This window comes from Exilispira thermophila, assembly GCF_055389015.1.
The window spans coordinates 2,816,526-2,837,765 of sequence record NZ_AP042476.1 but is presented as its reverse complement, the minus strand read 5'-3'; the positions used below and the strand labels follow the sequence as shown (position 1 = coordinate 2,837,765).

The window sequence follows — 21,240 nt, the reverse complement described above, 5'->3', positions numbered from 1 at the left end:
ACAATTTAACAATAATACTAATATACTTTTAAATTACTATTTTTATAAGTGAACAATATTATAAAATAAAACAAAAATTTCCATGCTGTATACTCCATCTTGAAAAAATGCAAAGAAAATGAAAAATGGTGAAAACAAATCTTCAATTTTTTATAATATATTTCTGAACATTTTAGAATAAGAATAACTCATATCTGTTATAGTACATATACAATAAAAAGAAATACAATTTCAAATTTAAACAAAGATTTAGTGGAAGTAATATTTTTTAAATATGATAACAAAATGTATATTTAATATCTTACTAATTCATGATAGATTCTAAAAAATATTTAAATTAATTACAGGAAAAAATAAATAAAAGTTTATTTATAAAAAATAAGCTGCCTGGAAAAATCCAGAGCAGCTTAAAAAAAATAATTGGTTAAATGTCAAATCTTTCTTTTAAGTTAATAACAGTAACTTTCTTTAAAATTGTTTAATAAGAATCTGGAAATTGAGCAAATGTGCAGAATTCATCCCATGAAGTATCTACACATAAATCTAACAAACTGTAAGTACTTGTATCTGACTTTAAAGTCATTGATAATCCATAAGCAATATTATTCCATTTAGAACCATGCCATTCATTAACAATTAAATTATCTATAACTTGCAATACATTATATGCTTTATCTCTTGTAGTTGAAGAGATTGATGAATTATTATAGATATTTAACATATACATATAAAAATCTTTTGTATAACCTGAAAAATCGTTAAAATTTGCTGCATCATTAAAATATGAATAAGAGTCACCTCCATTAATTGCTTGATTCGCAAAGTCATTTATTGCTGTCCCTAAATCATTTGCATAACTTAAATCTGCAACTGAAAAAGTACAATCAGTATTGGTTGAATAATATGACTTATAATATGACCATACTGCATTTGCAACTTCTAAAGCAGTTGAATTTGGATTTGTCTTTAACTGATTTAAAAAAGAATAATCCCAACCATCACCTGGTTCAGTTTGTTCAGAAAAAACCATATAATCTGCATAATCTTTATATTGATAAACTATTTCTGCAGTAGCCATCAAACATGCATCAAAACCTACAACATCAACTTTTTTACCTATTTTATTTGCAAAATAGCTCATAATATCTTTTTGCTCTACTTCAGTTAAATGATCACTATTATTTGTATCATCCCAGCAAACACCTTTTATAAGATTTCTATCAACTGCACCACCATGATTCCAGTAATCCCACATGTAGTGTTCAGCTGGATAATTAGCAACAACAAAATCTATAAAATTTTTTGCTGTATCAACAGATCCCATATTTATTTCACCCAGGTCTTGCAAAAGTGTAGTCTGCCCATCATGTACTCTATAGTAACCATGTGTAGATGAAGAGTTATCCCATAATAAAATAACATTTACATCATCTATAGTTCCTACAGCTTCCATTTCAGAAACATCTGAAGATGAATATGAGGATAAATTATTATCTCCATCAAGATATACTAAAATTGTCCATTTTGCAGGTGTAGGAGGAGATGAACTTTCTTCAGTCGCAATAATACTATATTCTCTATTGCTTCCTGTTCTCCCATTATAAGAATAAACTTTTATATAGTATACACCAGTGTAAGTTGCAGTAAAATTAACTAAAGAAGAATAGTCACCAGAAACTTTATCATCATTGTAAGCAATCTGATTATTTGAAGTATCATAAACATACAAAACTGTATCACATGAAGATCCAATCAATGTAGTTTCTATAGTATAACTATTTCCATTAGTTGCATTTATTTTTAACCAATCTGTTGGATCATCATAAAAATCATGGTTTTGAGTTTCATTAAAGTTTAACCAATTAGCTAAAGATTGTGTATCATCTTCTTCATAACTATCACCAGACACTGAACCATTTTTAGTCACTTTAACAACATAGTCTCTATTAGCTCCAATTCTACTAGCATAAGAGCTTATTTTAATATAATATGTTTTTGTTTCAGATGCTGTCCACGAATTTATAAGTGAACCATAATCTCCATATGCTTTATCATCATTTGAAGTAATTAAATTACTTCCATCATACAGGTATAAAATAGTATCTGCATACCCATAAACCCATGTTTCTATTGTATAACTACTTCCAGCTTGAGCATCAAATTTTAACCAGTCAGTTGGATCATCAAAAAAGTTATGTGATTGTTCATCACCATTAACAATTATCACATTAGCATAACTTTGATAATCATCTTCTTCATAAATATCACTTGATGCTCTTGTAACTTCAGGAATATAGTTTTTGTAATCCACAAATTTTTCTGTTTTATTGTTATCAGAAAAATTACTGTTAATTGCAGGTTGACATCCCCACAATACTAAAACAATAATACTTATTAAAATTAGTATAATATTTTGATATTTAGTTTTCAAACTTGCCCCCTTTTTTAACAACTATATAATTTTATTAACCAAAAATTTTCTTAATGAATGATATAACATTAAATGTCATATTTATTTTTAAATCTTCTTTTTTAAAATAACAATCTTACTATCAGGTGCTGGAGGAATTTCTCTTTCTTCAGCTATCTTTTTAAAAATATTAATTTTACTATCAGGTGCTGGAGGAATTTCTCTCTCTTCAGCTATCTTTTTAAAAATATTAATTTTACTATCAGGTGCTGGAGGAATTTCTCTCTCTTCTGTAATTAAAAATGATTTATTTAAAGGAGTAGTATTCATTTTTATTCCTGCTAAAAGAGCAGCCACTCCTATAAATAAAAGTAAAACAATCAAAATTCCAGTAACTTTTTTAAATACTTTTTTACATTTTTCTACTACCACAATAACCCCCTTAACTTTTATTAACTTTTATTATACTCTAAAAAATTTTTTGTCAAAAGTTATAAATATTTATTAAAGCAGAAGGGTCAGGGGACAAATTTTAATATATTTTTTACAAATAATGTAGTATCTACTCATTTTGTGATAAAAGTAAGTTGGAAGATAATTTTTTCTTATCAAAGTAAATATAAAAAGTTGTGCCTTCATTTACTTTTGATTTAAAATCAATTTCAGCACCTAAAGCAACTATTATTTTATATACAATAGAAAGGCCAAGGCCACTTCCATTAGACTTTGTTGTATAAAAGGGGTCAAATATCTTTTTCTGAATATCATCAGGAATCCCGATCCCATTATCCTTAATTTCAATTATTATATTTTCTTTATCTTCGTATGTTGAAACTATAACAGTTCCATTTTCTTCCTTTTCAATTGCTTCAAATCCATTCTTTATTATATTGATTAATGCTTGTTTCAATAAATTTGGATCTATTAAAATTAGTGGAAGGTCTTCTTTTAATTTTAAAACCAAAGATTTCTTTGAAAGTTGAAACTGTACTTTTAAATTTTCAAAAATTTCTTTTATAATCTGGTTTATATCTACAGTTTCAATTTTAGGATTTAAAGGACGTGCAGTTTCTAAAAATTTTTCCAATATTTTATTTAATCTAACAACCTCACCTCTAATTAAATCAATTTTTTCTCCATATCTTGTTACACAGACTTTACATTTAGGATTTTCAGAATTTGAAATAGCATTAATCTGTTGTTGTAATAATTTTAAATTTAAATCCATACCTGTTAAAGGATTACGAATTTCATGAGCAACAGAATATGTTAATTCCAGGATATTTTTCAATTTTGTTGAAATTGAACTTTCCTGTTGAGCTTTCATTTTTGCATTAATATCATAAAAAACAATTAAGATCCCTTTAAAATAAGTTTTATTCAATTTTAATATTTTGAATTCAAGAACATAGTTGGTTTTAAAAATTTTCATTGGAAGTATAAAATTTTTTATCTTTTTACCCTGTTTTACAAGTTTATATTGATTTTGAATTTCACATGGAAGTACAAGTTCTATAGGGTCCTTTTTTATATTATTGAAAAATATTTCTGCTTTTCTATTATTAAAAATTAACTTATCATCTTCATTATAAACAATTAAACCTTCATCTAAATTATTTAAAATTTCAAAGTAGGTATTCTTTTCAAAAAATAAATTCTTAAATATACTTTCTATTTCATTATTTGATAAATTATTTTTTCTTAAATTATTTATAAACTTTTCATAAAAAAAACTTTTCTCCATCAAAATCTCCTGCAAATATCCTATATCTATTAAGATACAAATAAAGCAGTCCATTTTCAAGAGAATAATTAATATTTTTATTAGCCCACAGCAAATAATCTAAAAATTTTTCAATATTTTCAATTTGATAATCAGTCACAGTGTTTGAAAAATCAAAAAGATCTGTTTTTTTTGATTTTCTTAAAATATAGAGTAATTCATCAATGAATTTATCAAATCCTTTAATCTTTTTTATTCTAGACAAAATTAAAAATATTTCAGAAATATCATCATTCTTTAAAAATAGCAACTTTATAAAATTATTTGCATTTTTCACATAATCAATTCTAAATTTATCTTCCTCCAGTAATTCTAAAAATCTATTAAAATTATCTGGATATTTATCAAAAAGTTCGCAGTATTTTTCACCCCATTCTTCAATTAAAATATTTCTAAACTCTTTTCCAGTTAAATTATCAATATTATATAATGCACATCTAGATCTTATTGTTGGTAAAATTTTAAATTTATTATTTGTAGTTAATATAAACAAAAGATCTTCAGGAGGCTCTTCTAAAGTTTTCAAAAAAGCATTTGCAGAATCAACACCCATTTTCTCAATATTTTCTATAAATATTATTTTTTTCCCGGTTTTCGCTTTAAGATTGATCCATTCCTGGATTTTATGAATTTCATTAATATAAATATAATCAGATTTAAAGTTATCAACTAAATACAATATATCTTTAGATATCGATTTAATGTGTTTAAAGTTAGAGCTATCTAAGTTATTTAAATTAATATTTTTAATATTGTAAAAAAAAATAGTGATATTTTCTATTAGTTCATCAGGAATCACTTTTTTATATTCAGCAATATTATATATAAGTTGTGAACAAACTCTTAAAAATAGAAACAAAAGTTTTTTGAAATATTTCTGTTTTAAAAATGGTTCTGTTGTTTCTTCAATTAAATTTAATAAAACATTTATTTCTTTTGCTGGAGGATCTTTTAAAAGATACAAAAAGTTAGTATTAAAAAATATCTCAAATATTGTTTTTAAATTAAAATAATTTTTAACAATATGAAAAGCAGTAATTTTTTTTCCAGTTCCTACTTCTCCTGCTAATAAAACACTTCTAAATTTTATAATGTTAGAATTAAAGCAACTTTTAATGATTTGCTTTTTGTTTTCAGAATACAGACAATACACAATATCACCATCTTTTAATAATTTTATTTTATTTTCTGCAATGCAATATTTGCAAGTTCAAATTCAGCTTTTTTTTTGGAATAAGAGGTTACAGGACCAAAAACATTGTCTCCAACAACTACTTTCATTGTATAATATTTTTGTCCATCAATTTCTTCTTCTTTAACAACAAGGTATTCAGGAAGTTGTTTATATTTTTTTTGAGTAATTTCCTGTAAAAGTGTTTTTGCATTAAGAAAATTTCTATTATTGAAAACATCCTCAACTAAAGGTTTTAATAAATTAATAGTAAAACTATAAGCTTTATCAAAACCTTCTAAAAGATATATATTTCCAATAAGTGCTTCAAATGTATCAGATAAAATTGAAGGTTTATTTCTACCTCCATTTAATTCTTCCCCTTTTCCAAGATATATAAGTTTATCTATTCCTATTTTTTTAGCAATATTATACAATGGTTCTTCAGAAACAACCCTTGCTCTGATTTGTGATAATTTCCCTTCTTGAATTTCATAATTTTTAAACAAATAATCAGTAATTATTAATTCAAGTACTGCATCACCTAAAAATTCTAATCTTTCATTTTTTGTGGCTTCTTTATCAACCTGTAAAAAGGATCTATGAATAAAAGATTTTCTATATTCTTGAACAAGATTAGCATTAAGGTTAAATTTTTTTAAAAATTTTTTTAATTTTATATCTTTTTTACTATACATGATGCATTCTGACCACCAAAACCAAAAGAATTTGATAATGCATATTCCACTTTCTCTTCAATGGAATTATTTGGTACATAATTAAGGTCACACTCAGGATCAGGTTCACTATAATTAATTGTTGGAGTAATAACATCTTCTTTAACAGTCAATAAAGTAGAAATAAATTCCACAGCCCCTGCTGCACCTAAAGTATGCCCTATCATAGATTTTGTTGAAGATACAAAAAGGTTTTTAGCATGATCTTTAAAAACTTTTTTAATAGCTTTAGTTTCAGAAATATCACCTACTGGTGTTGATGTTCCATGAGCATTAACATATTTAATCTTTTCTGGTGTAATACCAGCATCTTTTATTGCATTTTCCATACATGTTGCAGCACCTAAACCATCAGGATGGGAAGCAGTTAAATGATAAGCATCTGATGATGCTCCATACCCTATCATCTCTCCTAAAATATCTGCTCCTCTTTTTTTTGCATGTTCATATTCTTCTAAAACTACAATACCAACTCCTTCAGCCATTATAAAACCATCTCTTGTTTTATCAAATGGTCTTGATGCTGTTGATGGATCATCATTTCTTTTTGAAATAGCTCTTAAATTGTTAAAACCAATGATTGCAATATCAACTAAAGGAGCCTCACTTCCACCTGCAATTGCAACATCAAGTTCACCATATTGGATTTTTCTAAAAGCTTCACCAACCCCATGAGCAGATGAAGCACATGCTGATACAATTGAATAAGAAACCCCATGAAATCCATTTCGCATACAAATAATACCAGCGGCAATATTTGAAATCATTTTAGGAATTAAATAGATAGAGATATCTCTTGGACCTTTAGTTAAAAAATTCTTGTAATTACCCAATAATGAATGAATACCACCAATACCAGTACTTAATATTACTCCTACTCTTTTTGAGTCAAAATTTGCATCTTTTATACCTGACATTTTAATTGCTTCATCAGAAGCAACTAAAGCATACTGTGTAAAGATATCATATTGTTTTAATTCTCTTCTATTAAAATATTTTTCAGGTTCAAAACCTTTAATTTCACCACCAAACTTAACAGGTAATTGATCCACATCAGGAACTTTAGTAAAATAATCAATACCAGATTTTCCATTTTTCAAATTTTCCCATGTAGATTTAACATCATTTCCCAATGGTGTCATCATTCCTATACCTGTTATTACAACTCTTTTTTTCATAACTCCTCCAGACAATAAAAAATAAAGCAGAGGTTAATATTCACCTCTGCTAATTTAGAAAAACTATTTAATTTACTTATCAGCTAATTTTTCATTTAAATAATTTAATAATTCTCCAACTGTTGTTAATTTGTCCTGATCTTCATCAGGAATAGAAATATCAAATTTTTTTTCAAGTTCCATAATTAATTCAACCTGTTCTAATGAATCAACACCTAAATCATTTATAAAAGATGCTTCTTTAGTAATTTGATCTTTTTCAATTCCTAATTTTTCTGCTATCAAATCCTGTAAATCTTCAAAAGTAATAGTCATTCTTTTCCTCCTTATTTATTAAAAAAAATTTATATCTTTGTGAAGCTATCACATATTGCTTCTTTTTCAATATTTTTTATAAAAGATCCTAAAACAGCTTTTGGACCAATTTCTATATATGAATTTTCCCCTTTAGAAGAAAGATTTTTAATAATTTCTATCCATCTAACAGTAGAAACTACCTGTTTTGAAATATTATCAACAATGTCTTTTTTATCAAAATTATAAAGATCAGCTTTATAGTTAGAATAAATTTTAAACCTTGGTGTTTCAAATTCTATATTTTCTAAATATTTTTTTATTTTTTTATAAGCTTCATTCATAAAAGGGGTGTGGAATGGTTGAGACACTTTTAATAATATGGCTTTTTTAAATAAATTGTTTTTATTTTCTTCAACAAAATTTTTCATATCATCCATTAATCCTGAAATAACTACCTGTGCATAAGAATTAAAATTAGCAACATAGACTTTCCCTTCAAAACTTTCAGATAATACTTTTTCTATTTCTTCAACTTCAGGAAAAAGCAAAGCATACATCCCACCATTTCCAGAAAAAGAATTTGACATAACTTCACCACGAAATCTTACAAATTTAATACCTTCTTCAAAATTAATGAGATTTGCAAAAACTAAAGATGTTATTTCCCCCAATGAGTGGCCAGCAGTATATTTAATATTACTAAAATTTATCCTATTTTTACTTTCTAATATCATTGCTAATACATATGAATATAAAAAAATAATAGGTTGAGAATTTTGTGTTAAAGAAATTTCCTGCATCGAACCTTCAAATGATAAATCGATAAATTCTTTTCCAATTAAATTTGCAGCTTTTTTATAAATTTCTTTTGCTATATCAAAATTATCATAAAGTTCTTTACCCATTCCAACAAATTGAGAACCCTGTCCTGGAAAAACTAATACCATATATACTCCTATAAAAATCAATATTAAATATCAAAAAATCTGCTAATTTATCTAAACGAGGTAAAACCTCAAATCATTGCTTTCAGGCAACAGAATAATCTTTATCTAACAATATATCATTTGATTTTCCTGGATCATATTCACAACCATTTTTTAATAATGTCCATACCAATTTACTTAACTTTCTTGAAGTCGCTATTATTGCTTTTCCACTTCCTTTTATCTTTTTCATATTTCTATAAGATTTCATATATCTGTTTTCTCTTTCTCTTTTTACCCTTATCATACCCATTGTCATCTGTACAAATGCTGTTCTTAATTCACTAGAACCTCTTTTAGTTATATTCCCATATCTTTCCTTGTCTGCTGAATTTTGTACCCATGGTACCAATCCACAATAAGAAGAAAGCTTTTTATATGAACTAAATTTATTTATGTCATCTATGTAAGCCCTTAAAGTAATTGAAGTTATCAATCCACATCCTGGTATTGTCCTTAGTATTCTTACTGCTTCATCTTTTTCTGTCATCTTTGAAAGCTCTTTCTCTATTTCTGATATTAAACTTTCTATACTATTTATTGTTTTTATTATCCCTGATACTATACTTTTTTTTATTGGGTCCGATATTTGTTCTATAATTTTTACCCTTCCTGTTTTTGTGTTAAGCTGTCCATTCTTTGTTTCTATACCCATTTCTAACATTATTCCATGTATTTGATTCTTTAAACTTACATTGGTCTTTTTTAATACTGACCTATGCTTTAATAAATCTCTTAAATTTTTACTATCTTCTTTACATAAATTTACTTCTGGTATCATATCTTTTGATAAAAATTCTGCTAATGTCCTTGCATCATGTTTATCTGTTTTGTTTATTGATTCATTTATTACTTTAAACTTTAAGGTATTTACTACATGTACTTTAAATCCATAATTTTCCATTTCTCTCCTATAAAAATCAATATTAAATATCAAAAAATCTGCTAATTTATCTAAACGAGGTAAAACCTCAAATCATTGCTTTCAGGCAACAGAATAATCTTTATCTAACAATATATCATTTGATTTTCCTGGATCATATTCACAACCATTTTTTAATAATGTCCATACCAATTTACTTAACTTTCTTGAAGTCGCTATTATTGCTTTTCCACTTCCTTTTATCTTTTTCATATTTCTATAAGATTTCATATATCTGTTTTCTCTTTCTCTTTTTACCCTTATCATACCCATTGTCATCTGTACAAATGCTGTTCTTAATTCACTAGAACCTCTTTTAGTTATATTCCCATATCTTTCCTTGTCTGCTGAATTTTGTACCCATGGTACCAATCCACAATAAGAAGAAAGCTTTTTATATGAACTAAATTTATTTATGTCATCTATGTAAGCCCTTAAAGTAATTGAAGTTATCAATCCACATCCTGGTATTGTCCTTAGTATTCTTACTGCTTCATCTTTTTCTGTCATCTTTGAAAGCTCTTTCTCTATTTCTGATATTAAACTTTCTATACTATTTATTGTTTTTATTATCCCTGATACTATACTTTTTTTTATTGGGTCCGATATTTGTTCTATAATTTTTACCCTTCCTGTTTTTGTGTTAAGCTGTCCATTCTTTGTTTCTATACCCATTTCTAACATTATTCCATGTATTTGATTCTTTAAACTTACATTGGTCTTTTTTAATACTGACCTATGCTTTAATAAATCTCTTAAATTTTTACTATCTTCTTTACATAAATTTACTTCTGGTATCATATCTTTTGATAAAAATTCTGCTAATGTCCTTGCATCATGTTTATCTGTTTTGTTTATTGATTCATTTATTACTTTAAACTTTAAGGTATTTACTACATGTACTTTAAATCCATAATTTTCCATTTCTCTTTTAAAATATCTTGTATTTCCTGTAGATTCTACTGCTATTTCAATTTCTTCTGGTTGGGATAATTTCTTTAACAATCTTACAAATTCCATATATCCTTCTTTTTTTGTAGAAAATTTCCAATTAATATCTGCAATCCTTTGTTCTAAATTTTTTATACATACTGTCATTTGATGCTTGTGTAAATCAACTCCCACTGATAGTTTCATCTGCCTCCTCCAATTATTTTTTTTAATTGAAAGCAGATTCTTTACGATATTTATTACAGAGAATAATCCATTCTCCTATCTTAACCACCCGGTCAAAATTAAGATAAAAAAAAAAATTTTTTTTTCAAGCTTTATTTTTGAATAGTTATTCAAAAATCATTTATTTAACATCTTTTTTATCTTTTTTAACTATACTTTTCTTTAAAATTATATTTTCAAAACAATAAAACAAATAAATAAAAATTATTTTAAAATAATATATAAAAAATTATATTGTTTTATATTAATTAATTATATTGTTTTATATTAATTATTTTTATTATTTATATTTTTTTATTGCACTATGTATCTCATCTTTGATATCTAGCTCTATCATTTTTCTCACAAGTTTAATTCCATTATAAGTTGCAATATCATCAGAATTTCCATGTCCTATAATAATCTCTCCATCAACTCCTAACAAAGGAGCTCCACCATATTCTCTAGCATCCATCCTTTTTAACACTCTTTTAAAACCACTTTTGATTAGAAGCCCACCAATCTTTGAAAAAAATGTTTTTTTAATCTCAGTCTTTAACATTTTTAATAAAGTTAGTCCTGTACCTTCTAAAACTTTAAGTGCAATATTTCCTGTAAATCCATCACAAACAACCACATCAACACTACCGTCAAGAATGTTATAACCTTCAACATTACCAACAAAATTGAGGTCAGTTTTTTTAAGAAGTTCATATGTAGCTTTTGTTAACTCATTCCCTTTTGTTTCTTCTTCCCCATTTGAAAGTATACCTACTTTTGGTTTTTCTTTTCCAAAAAATTTATTTACAAATACATATCCCATTATAGCGAATTGAAATAAAAAATGTGGTTTTACATTTGTATTTGCCCCAGCATCAACTAAAAGGGTATAATCATTAATATTTGGGACGAATGCTCCAATTGCTGGTCTTTTTACCCCTTTTATTCTACCAACATCAAAAAGTGCTGAGGTTAAAACTGCACCAGTATTTCCTGGAGAAAAAAAACCATCAATATAATTTTGTCTTACAAGAGTAGTTCCAATTACTATAGATGATTTCTTTTTCTTTTTATAAGCATCTAAAGGTTTATCTTCCATTTCAATTATTTCAGAAGAATTTACTATTTCTATTCTTTGACGCTCATAAGGATGTATATTTAATTTTTTATTTATAAGTTTTTTATCACCAATAATGACAAGATTAATATCAGAAAATTTAGAAAGGAAAAACAATGCTCCTTCTAAAAGAAGCTCTGGTGGATTATCCCCACTCATTATATCAACTGCAATCTTCATAAATATTTTTCCATTTTAATATTTTTTTCTTAAAACAATTTATATTCTAAGGTTTTCTATATTTGACTAATTAATTAAATCATTTTAATTAAATTTCAATACCTTTTCTCTATTTATAACAATTTTTTATATTAAAAAATTAATAATTTTTTTATAAATCTATTTTTAACAAATACAATATATTCTCATCTACTTATCTATAATAATAAAAATTAGAAATTTTTCAAGAATTTAATTATCTATAACTTTCCCACAAAAAAAGGGGCTGTCTTAGATCTTAAGGCAGTCCTTTTTTTTAAAAAAAATAAAAATATAAAAATTTATAAATTAAAGGAAAAAATAAAAGAATTTTCAAATGAATTATTTAATAAATATAAAAAATAAGGTAAAATTTTTCCTTTATTTAGTTTAAACAACTTTCTAATATTATGTGCTATACTTATTAATCCCCATTCTATTTTTACATTATTTATTCCTCTTAACATAAATCTCCTGAATCCCATATTGTGTTTAATATCTCCAAATACGGTCTCAACTTCTATCTTCCTTCTAAATGATAACTCCTGTCCCATTAATGTTGATAAATTCGATTTAACTTCTGATTTTAATTTTAAAAATACTGGATTTACCCATATATTCTTGTAAGGTTTTCCTTTACTACACCTATCCTGATAAATACAACCTTTACATCCATTTGTTGAATATACTTTGTATAATTCTAATTTCTTCCTTTTTGTAGATCTTGCAGTATAAACATATTTTAATTCTTTCCCATTTGCACATATAAAACAATCTTTTGACTCATCATATTTCCAATTCTGTCTGTTTAATTTATCCTTTTTAAAACTTCTTTTACTTTCTTTAAAATATCCTGAATATTTAACATAATTATTTATTCCTCTCCTTTTTAAATATAAATAATTATAAGTAGAACCATATCCTGCATCAGTTATTAAATTTGTTGGTTTTCTCCCTGTCTTTAATATTAAACTTTCTAAATGAGGAATTAATGTGTTTGTATCTGATCTGTCTTGATGGATACTATACCATAAATTGATTTTGTGTGCCTATCTGTACATTATAGCCTGCTTTTAATTGACCATTTAACATTGCATCTTCTTTCATCCTCATAAATGTAGCTTCTTCATCTGTCTTAGAATAACTATTACGTCCTTTAAATTTCTTTTCCTGCTCTTCATATCTTTCTAATCTTGGTATGTAATCCTGTTTTAACTTCTTAATACTTTTTTTTAATTGTTTGCTCTTTTTATCTTTTTTATCTTCTCCTCCTTCTTTCAATACCTCTTCTAATTCTTTTGCTATCTTTTTTAGTTTCTTTGAATCTAATACTTCCTTTTTACCTTTAGATTCTTCAGACTCTTTTTCTTCATAATATCTATCTTCTTCTTCATTTAAATAATCTATCTCTTTTAATAATTTCTTTACATTCTCTTTAAGCTTCTTTTTGTAATTTTTTATGCTCTTTGACCATACAAAACTATATTTATTCGCATTAGCTTCTATTTTTGTCCCATCTAAAAAATAATTGTTTAAATCTACATAACCTGTTTCATATAAATAGGATAATAATATACTGAATATTTCTTCCAAATGTCTTCCTAACTTCTCTTTCCTGAATTTGTTTATTGTCCTGAAATCTGGATAATTCTTCCCACTTAACCACATGAAATATATATTCTCTCTTAATGCCTTGGCTATCTTCCTTGATGAATATATTTTCTGGGTATAAGCATAAACTATTACCTTTAAAAGCATCTTCGGATGATAACTACTTCTACCACCTCCTTTATAGCTTCTGTAAAGAAAATTTAAATCCATATTTTCTATTAAATCATTTACTATTCTTACTATATCATTTTCTGGTATATATTCTTCTAATCTTTCTGGAAATAATAGTGGTTCATCCTGTATATATCTTTTAAATACTACCTTATTATGTACTTTTGTTCTTCTCTTTTTCATAATTCAATTATAGCAAATAAATTATAAAAAAAAAGAGGTTGTCCCCAAGTTTTGAGACAACCCCTTGTTTTAAATTAAATATTAATAATCATTCTTTATGCTTGTTCAACCTCTTTTACAACTCTACCTTTGTAATATCCACATACAGGACATGCTCTATGTGGTAGAATATAAGATTCACAATTTGGACATTTAGTAAGTTTTGGTAAACTTCTCTTTTCATTCATTCTTTTTCTTCTATATGTTTTAGAATGAGAGGGTTTCTTCTTTGGTACTGCCATTTTATCCCACCTTATAATTTCTTCTTTTATGTATAAAAATAATTTTATTTGAAAAAAGTCAAGTTAAAGTTTAAAAAATTAAACTTTTAAACAGGTAATAATTGACACATTAACAATATCGTCAACTGAGCATCCCCTTGATAGATCATTTACTGGTTTTTTAAATCCCTGTAATATTGGACCAATTGCTTTTGCACCAGCCAATCTTTCAACTAATTTATATCCTATATTACCAGCATTTAAATCAGGGAAAATAACAACATTTGCATTTCCCGCAACATCAGAATCAGGAGCTTTTTTTGCAGCAACTTTTTTAATTATAGCAGCATCAAATTGCATCTCTCCATCAATTTTGAGTTCAGGAGCTTTCATTTGTGCAATTTTTGTAGCATTTTTTACTTTATCTACAAGAGGATGTTTTGCTGAACCTCTTGTGGAAAAAGATAACATTGCTACTTTTGGTTCAATATTTAATAACTCTTTTGCTGTATGTGCAGTAGTTATAGCAATTTCAGCCAATTGATTTTCATCAGGATCTGGAACAGTTGCACAATCAGCAAAAACCAACACCCCATCAGCACCATATTCTTTTTTATCTGTTACCATAATAAAACAAGAAGAAGCTACATTAAAACCTTTTTTAACTCCAATAACTCTTAAAGCTGATCTTAATACATCAGCAGTTGTATTGAAAGCACCTGCAACCATAGCATCAGCTTCACCCAATTCTAACAACAAACTACCAAAATAAAGATATTTTTTATCTGTAAGTATTAAATTTTTAGCTTCTTCAATTGTATTTACTTCTTTACCTTTTCTTTTTTCAAGATAAATTTGTGCCATTTTATCAATATCTTTATATTTTTCAGGATCAATAATTATAGAATTAGAAATGTTGACTCCCAATTTTTTTGCATCACTATTTACAACATCAGGATTTCCAACTAGAATCAATTTTTTAACATAACCTTCTTTTAATAAAATTTCTGATGCTTTTAACATCCTTTCATCATAAGATTCAGGTAATACCAATCTTTTGGGGTCTTTTTTAATTCTTTGTCTTATCTCACTTAAAAAATCCATTTTTTATCTCCTAATAATTTTTAATAATTTATTTTTTCAAACTTTTTTCTTAATGTTTCTATTACGATTTGAGGAAGTTTATCTGAAAAATCTCCCCCTAAAAATACTACTTCCTTAGAAAGGGATGAAGAGGTAAAAAAATATTTTTCATCAGTCATAAAAAAAATAGTATCAATTTTTTTATTTGAAATATGTCTATTTGTTAAAGCTATTTCAAATTCATATTCAAAATCTGATAATGCTCTTAACCCTCTAACAATATAATTTGCACCAATTTTTTCTGCAAATTTTACAAGTAATCCTTCGCACCAAACAACTTCAATATTTGTGATTTCTTCAGTAACTTTTTTAATTAATTCAACTCTCTCTTCAACATTAAACAAAGTTTTTTTATTATAATTTTTTACTACTGCAACAAACAATTTGTCAAATAAATTTGATGCTCTTTTAATTATATCCAGATGTCCATTTGTAATTGGATCAAAAGATCCAGGATATACTCCAATTTTTATTTCTTTACTCATTTAGTAGATCCCTTTTCCATATTTATCATTTTCCATTAACTTTTCAGCTTGCCTAGTTTTTAAATAAAATTAACTTATAACTTTAAGTTATATTATTTGTATTCAAATTTTTATTGAATAAGGTTATTTATATTTATTAAATATTAATGATAGTTAATAGTAGCTTTTTTATTTATACTATCTTTATTGTAAAAAACTCTTTGTTATTTGTTTTTTATTTTTTGTAATTATTTATTCCTAATTTTTTTTAAGTTCTATCAGTATTTCTAAATTTATCAATCAATACTTGAATTGGTATAAAAACAAATATAGCACCAATGAAATTACCTGAAAAAACATTTAGAAATTTAAAAAAGAAATCATAAAAATTTAGCATTTCATACTTTTTTAATCCTAATGCAATAAACTGTTTTTTAATTAAAAATGTAAACATAAGATTAAAAAAGTCATATAGGTTATACCTGAAACTGCCTGTTAAAATTAAAACAGAAAACACAAAAAAACCAATAAATTTTATGCTATTTTTTTGTTCAAAAACAGAATAAAATACAAACCCTCCAATAATCCCTATTAAAATAGAATTAATAAAAAGTTTTAAATAATCTATTGTAAAAAATTTTAAACTATATACACCAATTCTTGAAGCTAAACTCCCAATTGAATTACCAACTTTCCAGAGACCAGTATAATAAAATAATAAAAGGAAAATATATAAACCTAAAAGATTAAAAATCCAAATCCCCAACAATCTATAAAAGAATAGAGAAAATCTAAATTTCTTTTTATAAAAAAGATATGAAGATATTGAATATTGAAAAAAATGATGATATTTAAGATTATTTATCAAAAAGAAGAATAATGATAATATTAAAGCTGAAGCTAGATAATGAATATAAGGTTCTTGAAAATTAAAAAACCCAATACTTAAAATGAATGCAAATCCTAGTATAAACCCTGACAATAATCCTGAAAAAACAGAATAAAGATAATTATCCCTATCTTTGATAAAATAATTTAATAGTTTATTTTCATCTATCATATAAATCCCCCTAAAATCATTGTACATTTATTAAAGTAAACTATATTTTCAATTAATCAATATTAAAGAAAAGCATATTAAAAAATAAATAACATAAACATTTTTTTATAAAATTAAATTTATATTCCAAAAAAGGTATATTACCAGGACTAAATATAATGCTGGTTACTAACATACTTTTCAAATTTTATAACATCTTCTTTTGTATCTATACCTATTAAATCAAAGTTAACTTTTTGCACATATATATTATAGCCATTTTCAAGGAATCTTAATTGTTCAAGCTTTTCATATTTTTCTAATATTGATTCCATTTTAATAAATTTTTCAAGCAAAGATAAAGAATACCCATAAATTCCATAATGATGATAAAATCCCTTAAAATCATTTTCTCGATAAAAAGGAATTCTTGCCCTTGAAAAATATAATGCTCTATTTTTATTATCAATAACTACTTTAACATTATTAGGATTAATATATTCCTCAAATGATGTTTTAAATTTAGCTATGGTAAATACACTTGATTTAATTATTTTAATATCAAAATTATTAATAAAATTTAAAAAATCATTTATATAATTAGATTTTATGAGTGGTTCATCACCCTGAACATTTATTATAAAATCAACATTAAATTCTTTTGCAACTTGAAAAACTCTATCACTTCCAGATTTTATAGTTTTTGAAGTTAATACTGAATTAAAACCATTTTCTATTACTTTTCCTTTTATTTCTTTGCTATCGGTAGCTACAATAATATCATCAACTTTTGAATCTTTTATATTTTCCAAAAGCCACAATATAATTGGTTTACCTTTCACTTCAATTAAAGGTTTTTCTGGTAATCTTGTTGACCCTAATCTTGCAGGGATTATTATTGCTGTTTTCATTTCATACTTTCCCTTTTTATTCTTTAATATTATCCATTTTAAAATTTATTCTTTTTATTATTATTTTTAATAATTGTTGATTGTTATTATTTTTATTTTTAACAATCATTAATTTTTATTATTCTTACTTTTTAAACAAAGTTTTAATTAAATATAAAATAATATCATTATAATATTAAAACTTACAATAATAGTTTTACAAAAATATTGATAACAAATCTTTATAAAATTAAATTTTTATTTTCCCAAAATTTGTTTCTATTTTCTGTAGTATTTGATCTTTTTTTAAATTTTCTATAATAATTTCTATATCTTTATAGAAAGGTCTATCTACAAGCGTTATATCTATAACCTTATCAAAATATGAATATAAATACTCTGAAATATTTGAATAATTTCCACCATTTATTTTCTTAGCTCTTAAATTTGCAAGAAGTTCAGCAGCTAAAATATACCAGAGATTATTAACGATTTTAGCTAATTTTAGTACAGAATTTGCCCCCATAGAAACATGATCTTCCTGATTTGCAGAAACTGGAATTGAATCAACAGAAGCAGGATGTGATAAAATTTTATTTTCTGATACTAAACTAGCAGCTGTATATTGAACAATCATCAATCCTGAATTTAATCCTGCATCTTCTGCTAAAAATGGAGGCATCCCTGATAAATTACTATTAAGTAATCTTTCTAACCTTCTTTCAGATATATTCCCCAATTCTGATGCTGCAATTCCCATAAAATCTCCATATAAAGCTAAAATTTCACCATGAAAATTACCTTGAGAATAAATTTTATCTTCAGAGAAAATTAAAGGATTATCTGTAACAGAATTAATTTCAATCTTAATCTTATTAATTACATCATGATACACCTCTTTTATAGCTCCATGAACTTGAGGAATACATCTTATAGAGTATGCATCCTGAACTTTTCCAGAATTTTGAGATTTTTTTAGTATTTCAGATTCACCAAATAAATTTAAAATATTAAATGCTGTATCTATCTGTCCTTTATATGGTCTTACTTTATGATTTTCAGGTTGAAAAGGAGATAATTTCCCTTTTAGATTCTCAATCGTAAAACCTGCAACAAGATCGAAATATTTTATTAATTTTTCAATTTGAAAAAGGGAATCTAAAAAATTAGAACTCATATATGGAGTACCATTAACTAAAGCCAGTCCTTCTTTATATGAAAGTTCCATTGGTTTAATTTGTTTTTCTTCTAAAACTTTTTTAGAATCAACCCTCTTTCCATTTTCAATAATTTCACCTTCCCCAATACAAGCTAATACTATATGTGATAATGGCGCTAAATCCCCTGAAGCTCCCAATGAACCTTTTTCAGGAATATAAACATATAAATCTTTATTTAAAATATCTAAAAGAGTTTCAAGATTTTTTAACTGGATCCCGGAAATACCATGTAATAAAGATTGAATCCTTAACAATATTGTTCCTCTAACAATCTCTTTTTTAACAGGATTTCCATAACCAGCTGAATGCGATCTTATTATATTTTTTTGTAAAATTTTAGTTTTGTCTTTTGTTATTTTAATTTTAGCAAGATCACCAAAACCAGTATTTATTCCATAAACAGTTTTTTCTTCATTCACAATTTTTTCAACAATTTTTCTACTTTTTTCTATCCTTTTTATGGCATCTTTAGATATAGAGACTTTTTCTCCATTATAAACAACCCTTTTATAGTTATCAAAATCAAGATTTTTGTCTAAAATAACCATATTATTTACCCTCTTTTTGAAAAAATGTATAGAAAAAAAAAAAATTTGCATTAATTTTAATTTAAGATGAATAAACTCGATAATCTAATTTTATTTTTATATGACAATAAAATTGATGAATTTATTGTTTTTGAAAAAGTTGATGAAAATTATGATTTAATTTTTAGTTATCCTGTTGAACAAAATATAGATTTTCATTCACTTAATTTAAAAAAATACAATTATAAAACATTATCAATAGAAAAAACTATTGAATTATTTATTCTTTATAAAGTAAAAGACACTAAAAAATCTTATATCATTGATTTAGCAATAGAAAATATTAAATCTCATATTTATAAGATATTATTTTCTTTTCATACTATCTGCTATAATTTATCCAGTATAGCATTTAAGACTTTATTTATTGACTTTGATGAATTTATTCAAAAAATTTATAATGCAATAAATAATAATGAATTAGAATATACATTTATTTATTTTAATAATAATATACATAAATTTGAAAAATTCATTTCAATTTCAAAAAACGGAAATTATACAAATACTGCTCCTATCCCTTTAGAAATGGATGATATAATTAATTTTGATCAAAAAAAATTTGATAAAAAAATTAAACATTCATTTTTAGAAAAATATTTATATTTTCCAATAAAATTAGATACACTTCCTGGAATTAAAGGGATAATAATTTTTTTCTATAAAGATGATTCTATTTATAACTTACTATGTAAAAGATTTGTTTTTAGAAAGAATCTAAAAGAAATTTTAAGTAACTTAATCTATTTTTATTTTTTTATAAAAGAACAAGATTTTTATATACAACAATTAGAAAAATTGATTTATTCAAAAAAAGAAGAAATTAAAGATAAAAATGTAAAAATTCTTAAACAGATAAATGAATTAACTCAATCTGAAAAAGCAAAATCTGCTTTATTTACAGATGTATATCATCACCTTCTAACTCCATTGAATTCAATTGTTGGATTCTCAATGTATTTAATTAATTTTAATAAACATAAATTAAAACCAGAAATTCTTGAAAGTATTTACTCAATCGAAGGAAATTCTTATTATTTATACTTTTTTATATTGAACATAATTACATATACAAAACATCTTTCTAATAGCTTTAAATTAAATAATGAAAATTTTTTGTTTTTATTAGTAACATCTCAATTCAAAAGAATTTTAACATTTTTCAAAACCACCCATAATTTAAAAATAACTATTAATATGCCTGGAAAAGATTTTTATTTTTATTCTGATAAAAATGCAATACAACAAATAATTTTTTCATTAATTTTATTTTTCGCAAACACTAATTCTCCACCAATTAATTTTACAATTAAACAAATTAATAGTAACACTAAATATAATATAAAATCACTTGTATTTAATTTCTCTTTTGAATATACAAAAATGTATGAACAAAATCTTGGTAAAATTGATAAATTTTTTAGCAAAAATATTTATTATAATACTGAATCATTTAAACTTGAAACTTTTTCCCTTTTTGTTTCTTCTATCCTCCTGAGAGAATTAAAAGGAACATTTAAAATTGAAAAAAAAATTGATAAAATAAATATAATATTAAAAATACCAGAAAGCAAAAACCCTGATTTTAAAAAATAATTCTATAAATTAAAAACCTAAAAAAAGCACCTTTAAAAGATGCTTTTTAAAAAATTTAAACTAAACAATCTAAATTCAAGTAAATTAAAGATTTCTATGTAAATCTTTTTCTTTATAATTAG

At 24.9% G+C, this 21,240-nt stretch carries 20 protein-coding genes; 1 reads left to right on the top strand and 19 read right to left on the bottom strand.

Going from position 1 to position 21,240, the window contains the following annotated elements:
- Positions 1–478: 478 nt before the first annotated feature.
- From ACZ5EC_RS12165 to hutH, 19 genes are all read right to left on the bottom strand, one after another.
- On the bottom strand, positions 479–2,431 hold the full coding sequence (locus ACZ5EC_RS12165) for a clostripain-related cysteine peptidase (protein ID WP_464302750.1): 1,953 nt from the start codon (positions 2,429–2,431) through the stop codon (positions 479–481).
- Positions 2,432–2,518: 87 nt separating this feature from the next.
- Positions 2,519–2,842: a hypothetical protein gene (locus tag ACZ5EC_RS12160; RefSeq protein WP_464302749.1), complete on the bottom strand. Its 324-nt coding sequence runs from the start codon at positions 2,840–2,842 to the stop codon at positions 2,519–2,521.
- A gap of 130 nt (positions 2,843–2,972) precedes the next feature.
- On the bottom strand, positions 2,973–4,154 hold the full coding sequence (locus ACZ5EC_RS12155; protein ID WP_464302748.1) for a two-component system sensor histidine kinase NtrB: 1,182 nt from the start codon (positions 4,152–4,154) through the stop codon (positions 2,973–2,975).
- Entirely contained in the window at positions 4,132–5,346 is a 1,215-nt protein-coding gene (locus ACZ5EC_RS12150; protein ID WP_464302747.1) for an AAA family ATPase, read from the bottom strand. Before ACZ5EC_RS12150 ends, ACZ5EC_RS12155 begins: the two co-directional genes overlap by 23 nt.
- A 23-nt stretch (positions 5,347–5,369) precedes the next feature.
- Positions 5,370–6,062: a ribonuclease III gene (gene rnc, locus ACZ5EC_RS12145; RefSeq protein ID WP_464302746.1), complete on the bottom strand. Its 693-nt coding sequence runs from the start codon at positions 6,060–6,062 to the stop codon at positions 5,370–5,372.
- The gene (fabF, locus tag ACZ5EC_RS12140) at positions 6,041–7,279 is read right to left on the bottom strand and encodes a beta-ketoacyl-ACP synthase II (protein ID WP_464302745.1); all 1,239 of its coding nucleotides are present in this window, start codon (positions 7,277–7,279) and stop codon (positions 6,041–6,043) included. The genes rnc and fabF overlap by 22 nt, the downstream gene beginning before the upstream one ends.
- Positions 7,280–7,351: 72 nt before the next feature.
- Positions 7,352–7,594 (bottom strand): acyl carrier protein, encoded by a 243-nt coding sequence (gene acpP / locus ACZ5EC_RS12135; protein WP_464302744.1) that lies wholly within the window; start codon positions 7,592–7,594, stop codon positions 7,352–7,354.
- Between the two features lie 29 nt (positions 7,595–7,623).
- Positions 7,624–8,523, bottom strand: coding sequence for an ACP S-malonyltransferase (locus tag ACZ5EC_RS12130; protein WP_464302743.1), 900 nt, complete (start codon positions 8,521–8,523; stop codon positions 7,624–7,626).
- Between the two features lie 82 nt (positions 8,524–8,605).
- Entirely contained in the window at positions 8,606–9,466 is an 861-nt protein-coding gene (locus ACZ5EC_RS12125; RefSeq protein WP_464302742.1) for an IS110 family RNA-guided transposase, read from the bottom strand.
- Between the two features lie 81 nt (positions 9,467–9,547).
- Positions 9,548–10,621, bottom strand: coding sequence for an IS110 family RNA-guided transposase (locus ACZ5EC_RS12120; RefSeq protein WP_464301763.1), 1,074 nt, complete (start codon positions 10,619–10,621; stop codon positions 9,548–9,550).
- A 319-nt stretch (positions 10,622–10,940) separates the two neighbouring features.
- A complete protein-coding gene (plsX, locus tag ACZ5EC_RS12115; RefSeq protein ID WP_464302741.1) occupies positions 10,941–11,936 on the bottom strand; it encodes a phosphate acyltransferase PlsX in 996 nt (331 codons plus the stop codon).
- Between the two features lie 320 nt (positions 11,937–12,256).
- On the bottom strand, positions 12,257–12,943 hold the full coding sequence (locus ACZ5EC_RS12110; RefSeq protein WP_464304166.1) for a transposase: 687 nt from the start codon (positions 12,941–12,943) through the stop codon (positions 12,257–12,259).
- A gap of 34 nt (positions 12,944–12,977) precedes the next feature.
- Complete coding sequence (locus tag ACZ5EC_RS12105) at positions 12,978–13,919, bottom strand: transposase (protein WP_464302740.1); 942 nt, start codon at positions 13,917–13,919, stop codon at positions 12,978–12,980.
- Positions 13,920–14,014: 95 nt separating this feature from the next.
- Positions 14,015–14,200 (bottom strand): 50S ribosomal protein L32, encoded by a 186-nt coding sequence (gene rpmF / locus ACZ5EC_RS12100; protein WP_464302739.1) that lies wholly within the window; start codon positions 14,198–14,200, stop codon positions 14,015–14,017.
- 78 nt (positions 14,201–14,278) lie between these two features.
- Entirely contained in the window at positions 14,279–15,283 is a 1,005-nt protein-coding gene (pta, locus tag ACZ5EC_RS12095) for a phosphate acetyltransferase (RefSeq protein ID WP_464302738.1), read from the bottom strand.
- Between the two features lie 20 nt (positions 15,284–15,303).
- Positions 15,304–15,807 (bottom strand): pantetheine-phosphate adenylyltransferase, encoded by a 504-nt coding sequence (gene coaD / locus ACZ5EC_RS12090; protein WP_464302737.1) that lies wholly within the window; start codon positions 15,805–15,807, stop codon positions 15,304–15,306.
- 247 nt (positions 15,808–16,054) lie between these two features.
- A complete protein-coding gene (locus ACZ5EC_RS12085; protein WP_464302736.1) occupies positions 16,055–16,846 on the bottom strand; it encodes a hypothetical protein in 792 nt (263 codons plus the stop codon).
- A 149-nt stretch (positions 16,847–16,995) separates the two neighbouring features.
- A complete protein-coding gene (kdsB, locus tag ACZ5EC_RS12080) occupies positions 16,996–17,736 on the bottom strand; it encodes a 3-deoxy-manno-octulosonate cytidylyltransferase (RefSeq protein ID WP_464302735.1) in 741 nt (246 codons plus the stop codon).
- 229 nt (positions 17,737–17,965) lie between these two features.
- Positions 17,966–19,483, bottom strand: coding sequence for a histidine ammonia-lyase (gene hutH, locus ACZ5EC_RS12075; protein WP_464302734.1), 1,518 nt, complete (start codon positions 19,481–19,483; stop codon positions 17,966–17,968).
- A gap of 66 nt (positions 19,484–19,549) precedes the next feature.
- On the opposite strand from hutH, the gene ACZ5EC_RS12070 reads away from it, so the two are divergent.
- A complete protein-coding gene (locus tag ACZ5EC_RS12070) occupies positions 19,550–21,118 on the top strand; it encodes a histidine kinase (RefSeq protein WP_464302733.1) in 1,569 nt (522 codons plus the stop codon).
- The last annotated feature ends 122 nt before the right edge of the window (positions 21,119–21,240 follow it).

What these genes read in the sequence shown, in the direction of transcription:
- kdsB (WP_464302735.1), bottom strand. Translation starts at nt 17,736, where the DNA reads ATGAAAACAGCAATAATAATCCCTGCAAGATTAGGGTCAACAAGATTA.
- ACZ5EC_RS12120 (WP_464301763.1), bottom strand. Translation starts at nt 10,621, where the DNA reads ATGAAACTATCAGTGGGAGTTGATTTACACAAGCATCAAATGACAGTA.
- acpP (WP_464302744.1), bottom strand. Translation starts at nt 7,594, where the DNA reads ATGACTATTACTTTTGAAGATTTACAGGATTTGATAGCAGAAAAATTA.
- rnc (WP_464302746.1), bottom strand. Translation starts at nt 6,062, where the DNA reads ATGTATAGTAAAAAAGATATAAAATTAAAAAAATTTTTAAAAAAATTT.
- ACZ5EC_RS12125 (WP_464302742.1), bottom strand. Translation starts at nt 9,466, where the DNA reads ATGGAAAATTATGGATTTAAAGTACATGTAGTAAATACCTTAAAGTTT.
- ACZ5EC_RS12085 (WP_464302736.1), bottom strand. Translation starts at nt 16,846, where the DNA reads ATGATAGATGAAAATAAACTATTAAATTATTTTATCAAAGATAGGGAT.
- fabF (WP_464302745.1), bottom strand. Translation starts at nt 7,279, where the DNA reads ATGAAAAAAAGAGTTGTAATAACAGGTATAGGAATGATGACACCATTG.
- ACZ5EC_RS12105 (WP_464302740.1), bottom strand. Translation starts at nt 13,919, where the DNA reads ATGAAAAAGAGAAGAACAAAAGTACATAATAAGGTAGTATTTAAAAGA.
- coaD (WP_464302737.1), bottom strand. Translation starts at nt 15,807, where the DNA reads ATGAGTAAAGAAATAAAAATTGGAGTATATCCTGGATCTTTTGATCCA.
- plsX (WP_464302741.1), bottom strand. Translation starts at nt 11,936, where the DNA reads ATGAAGATTGCAGTTGATATAATGAGTGGGGATAATCCACCAGAGCTT.
- ACZ5EC_RS12070 (WP_464302733.1), top strand. Translation starts at nt 19,550, where the DNA reads ATGAATAAACTCGATAATCTAATTTTATTTTTATATGACAATAAAATT.
- pta (WP_464302738.1), bottom strand. Translation starts at nt 15,283, where the DNA reads ATGGATTTTTTAAGTGAGATAAGACAAAGAATTAAAAAAGACCCCAAA.
- hutH (WP_464302734.1), bottom strand. Translation starts at nt 19,483, where the DNA reads ATGGTTATTTTAGACAAAAATCTTGATTTTGATAACTATAAAAGGGTT.
- ACZ5EC_RS12155 (WP_464302748.1), bottom strand. Translation starts at nt 4,154, where the DNA reads ATGGAGAAAAGTTTTTTTTATGAAAAGTTTATAAATAATTTAAGAAAA.
- ACZ5EC_RS12130 (WP_464302743.1), bottom strand. Translation starts at nt 8,523, where the DNA reads ATGGTATTAGTTTTTCCAGGACAGGGTTCTCAATTTGTTGGAATGGGT.
- rpmF (WP_464302739.1), bottom strand. Translation starts at nt 14,200, where the DNA reads ATGGCAGTACCAAAGAAGAAACCCTCTCATTCTAAAACATATAGAAGA.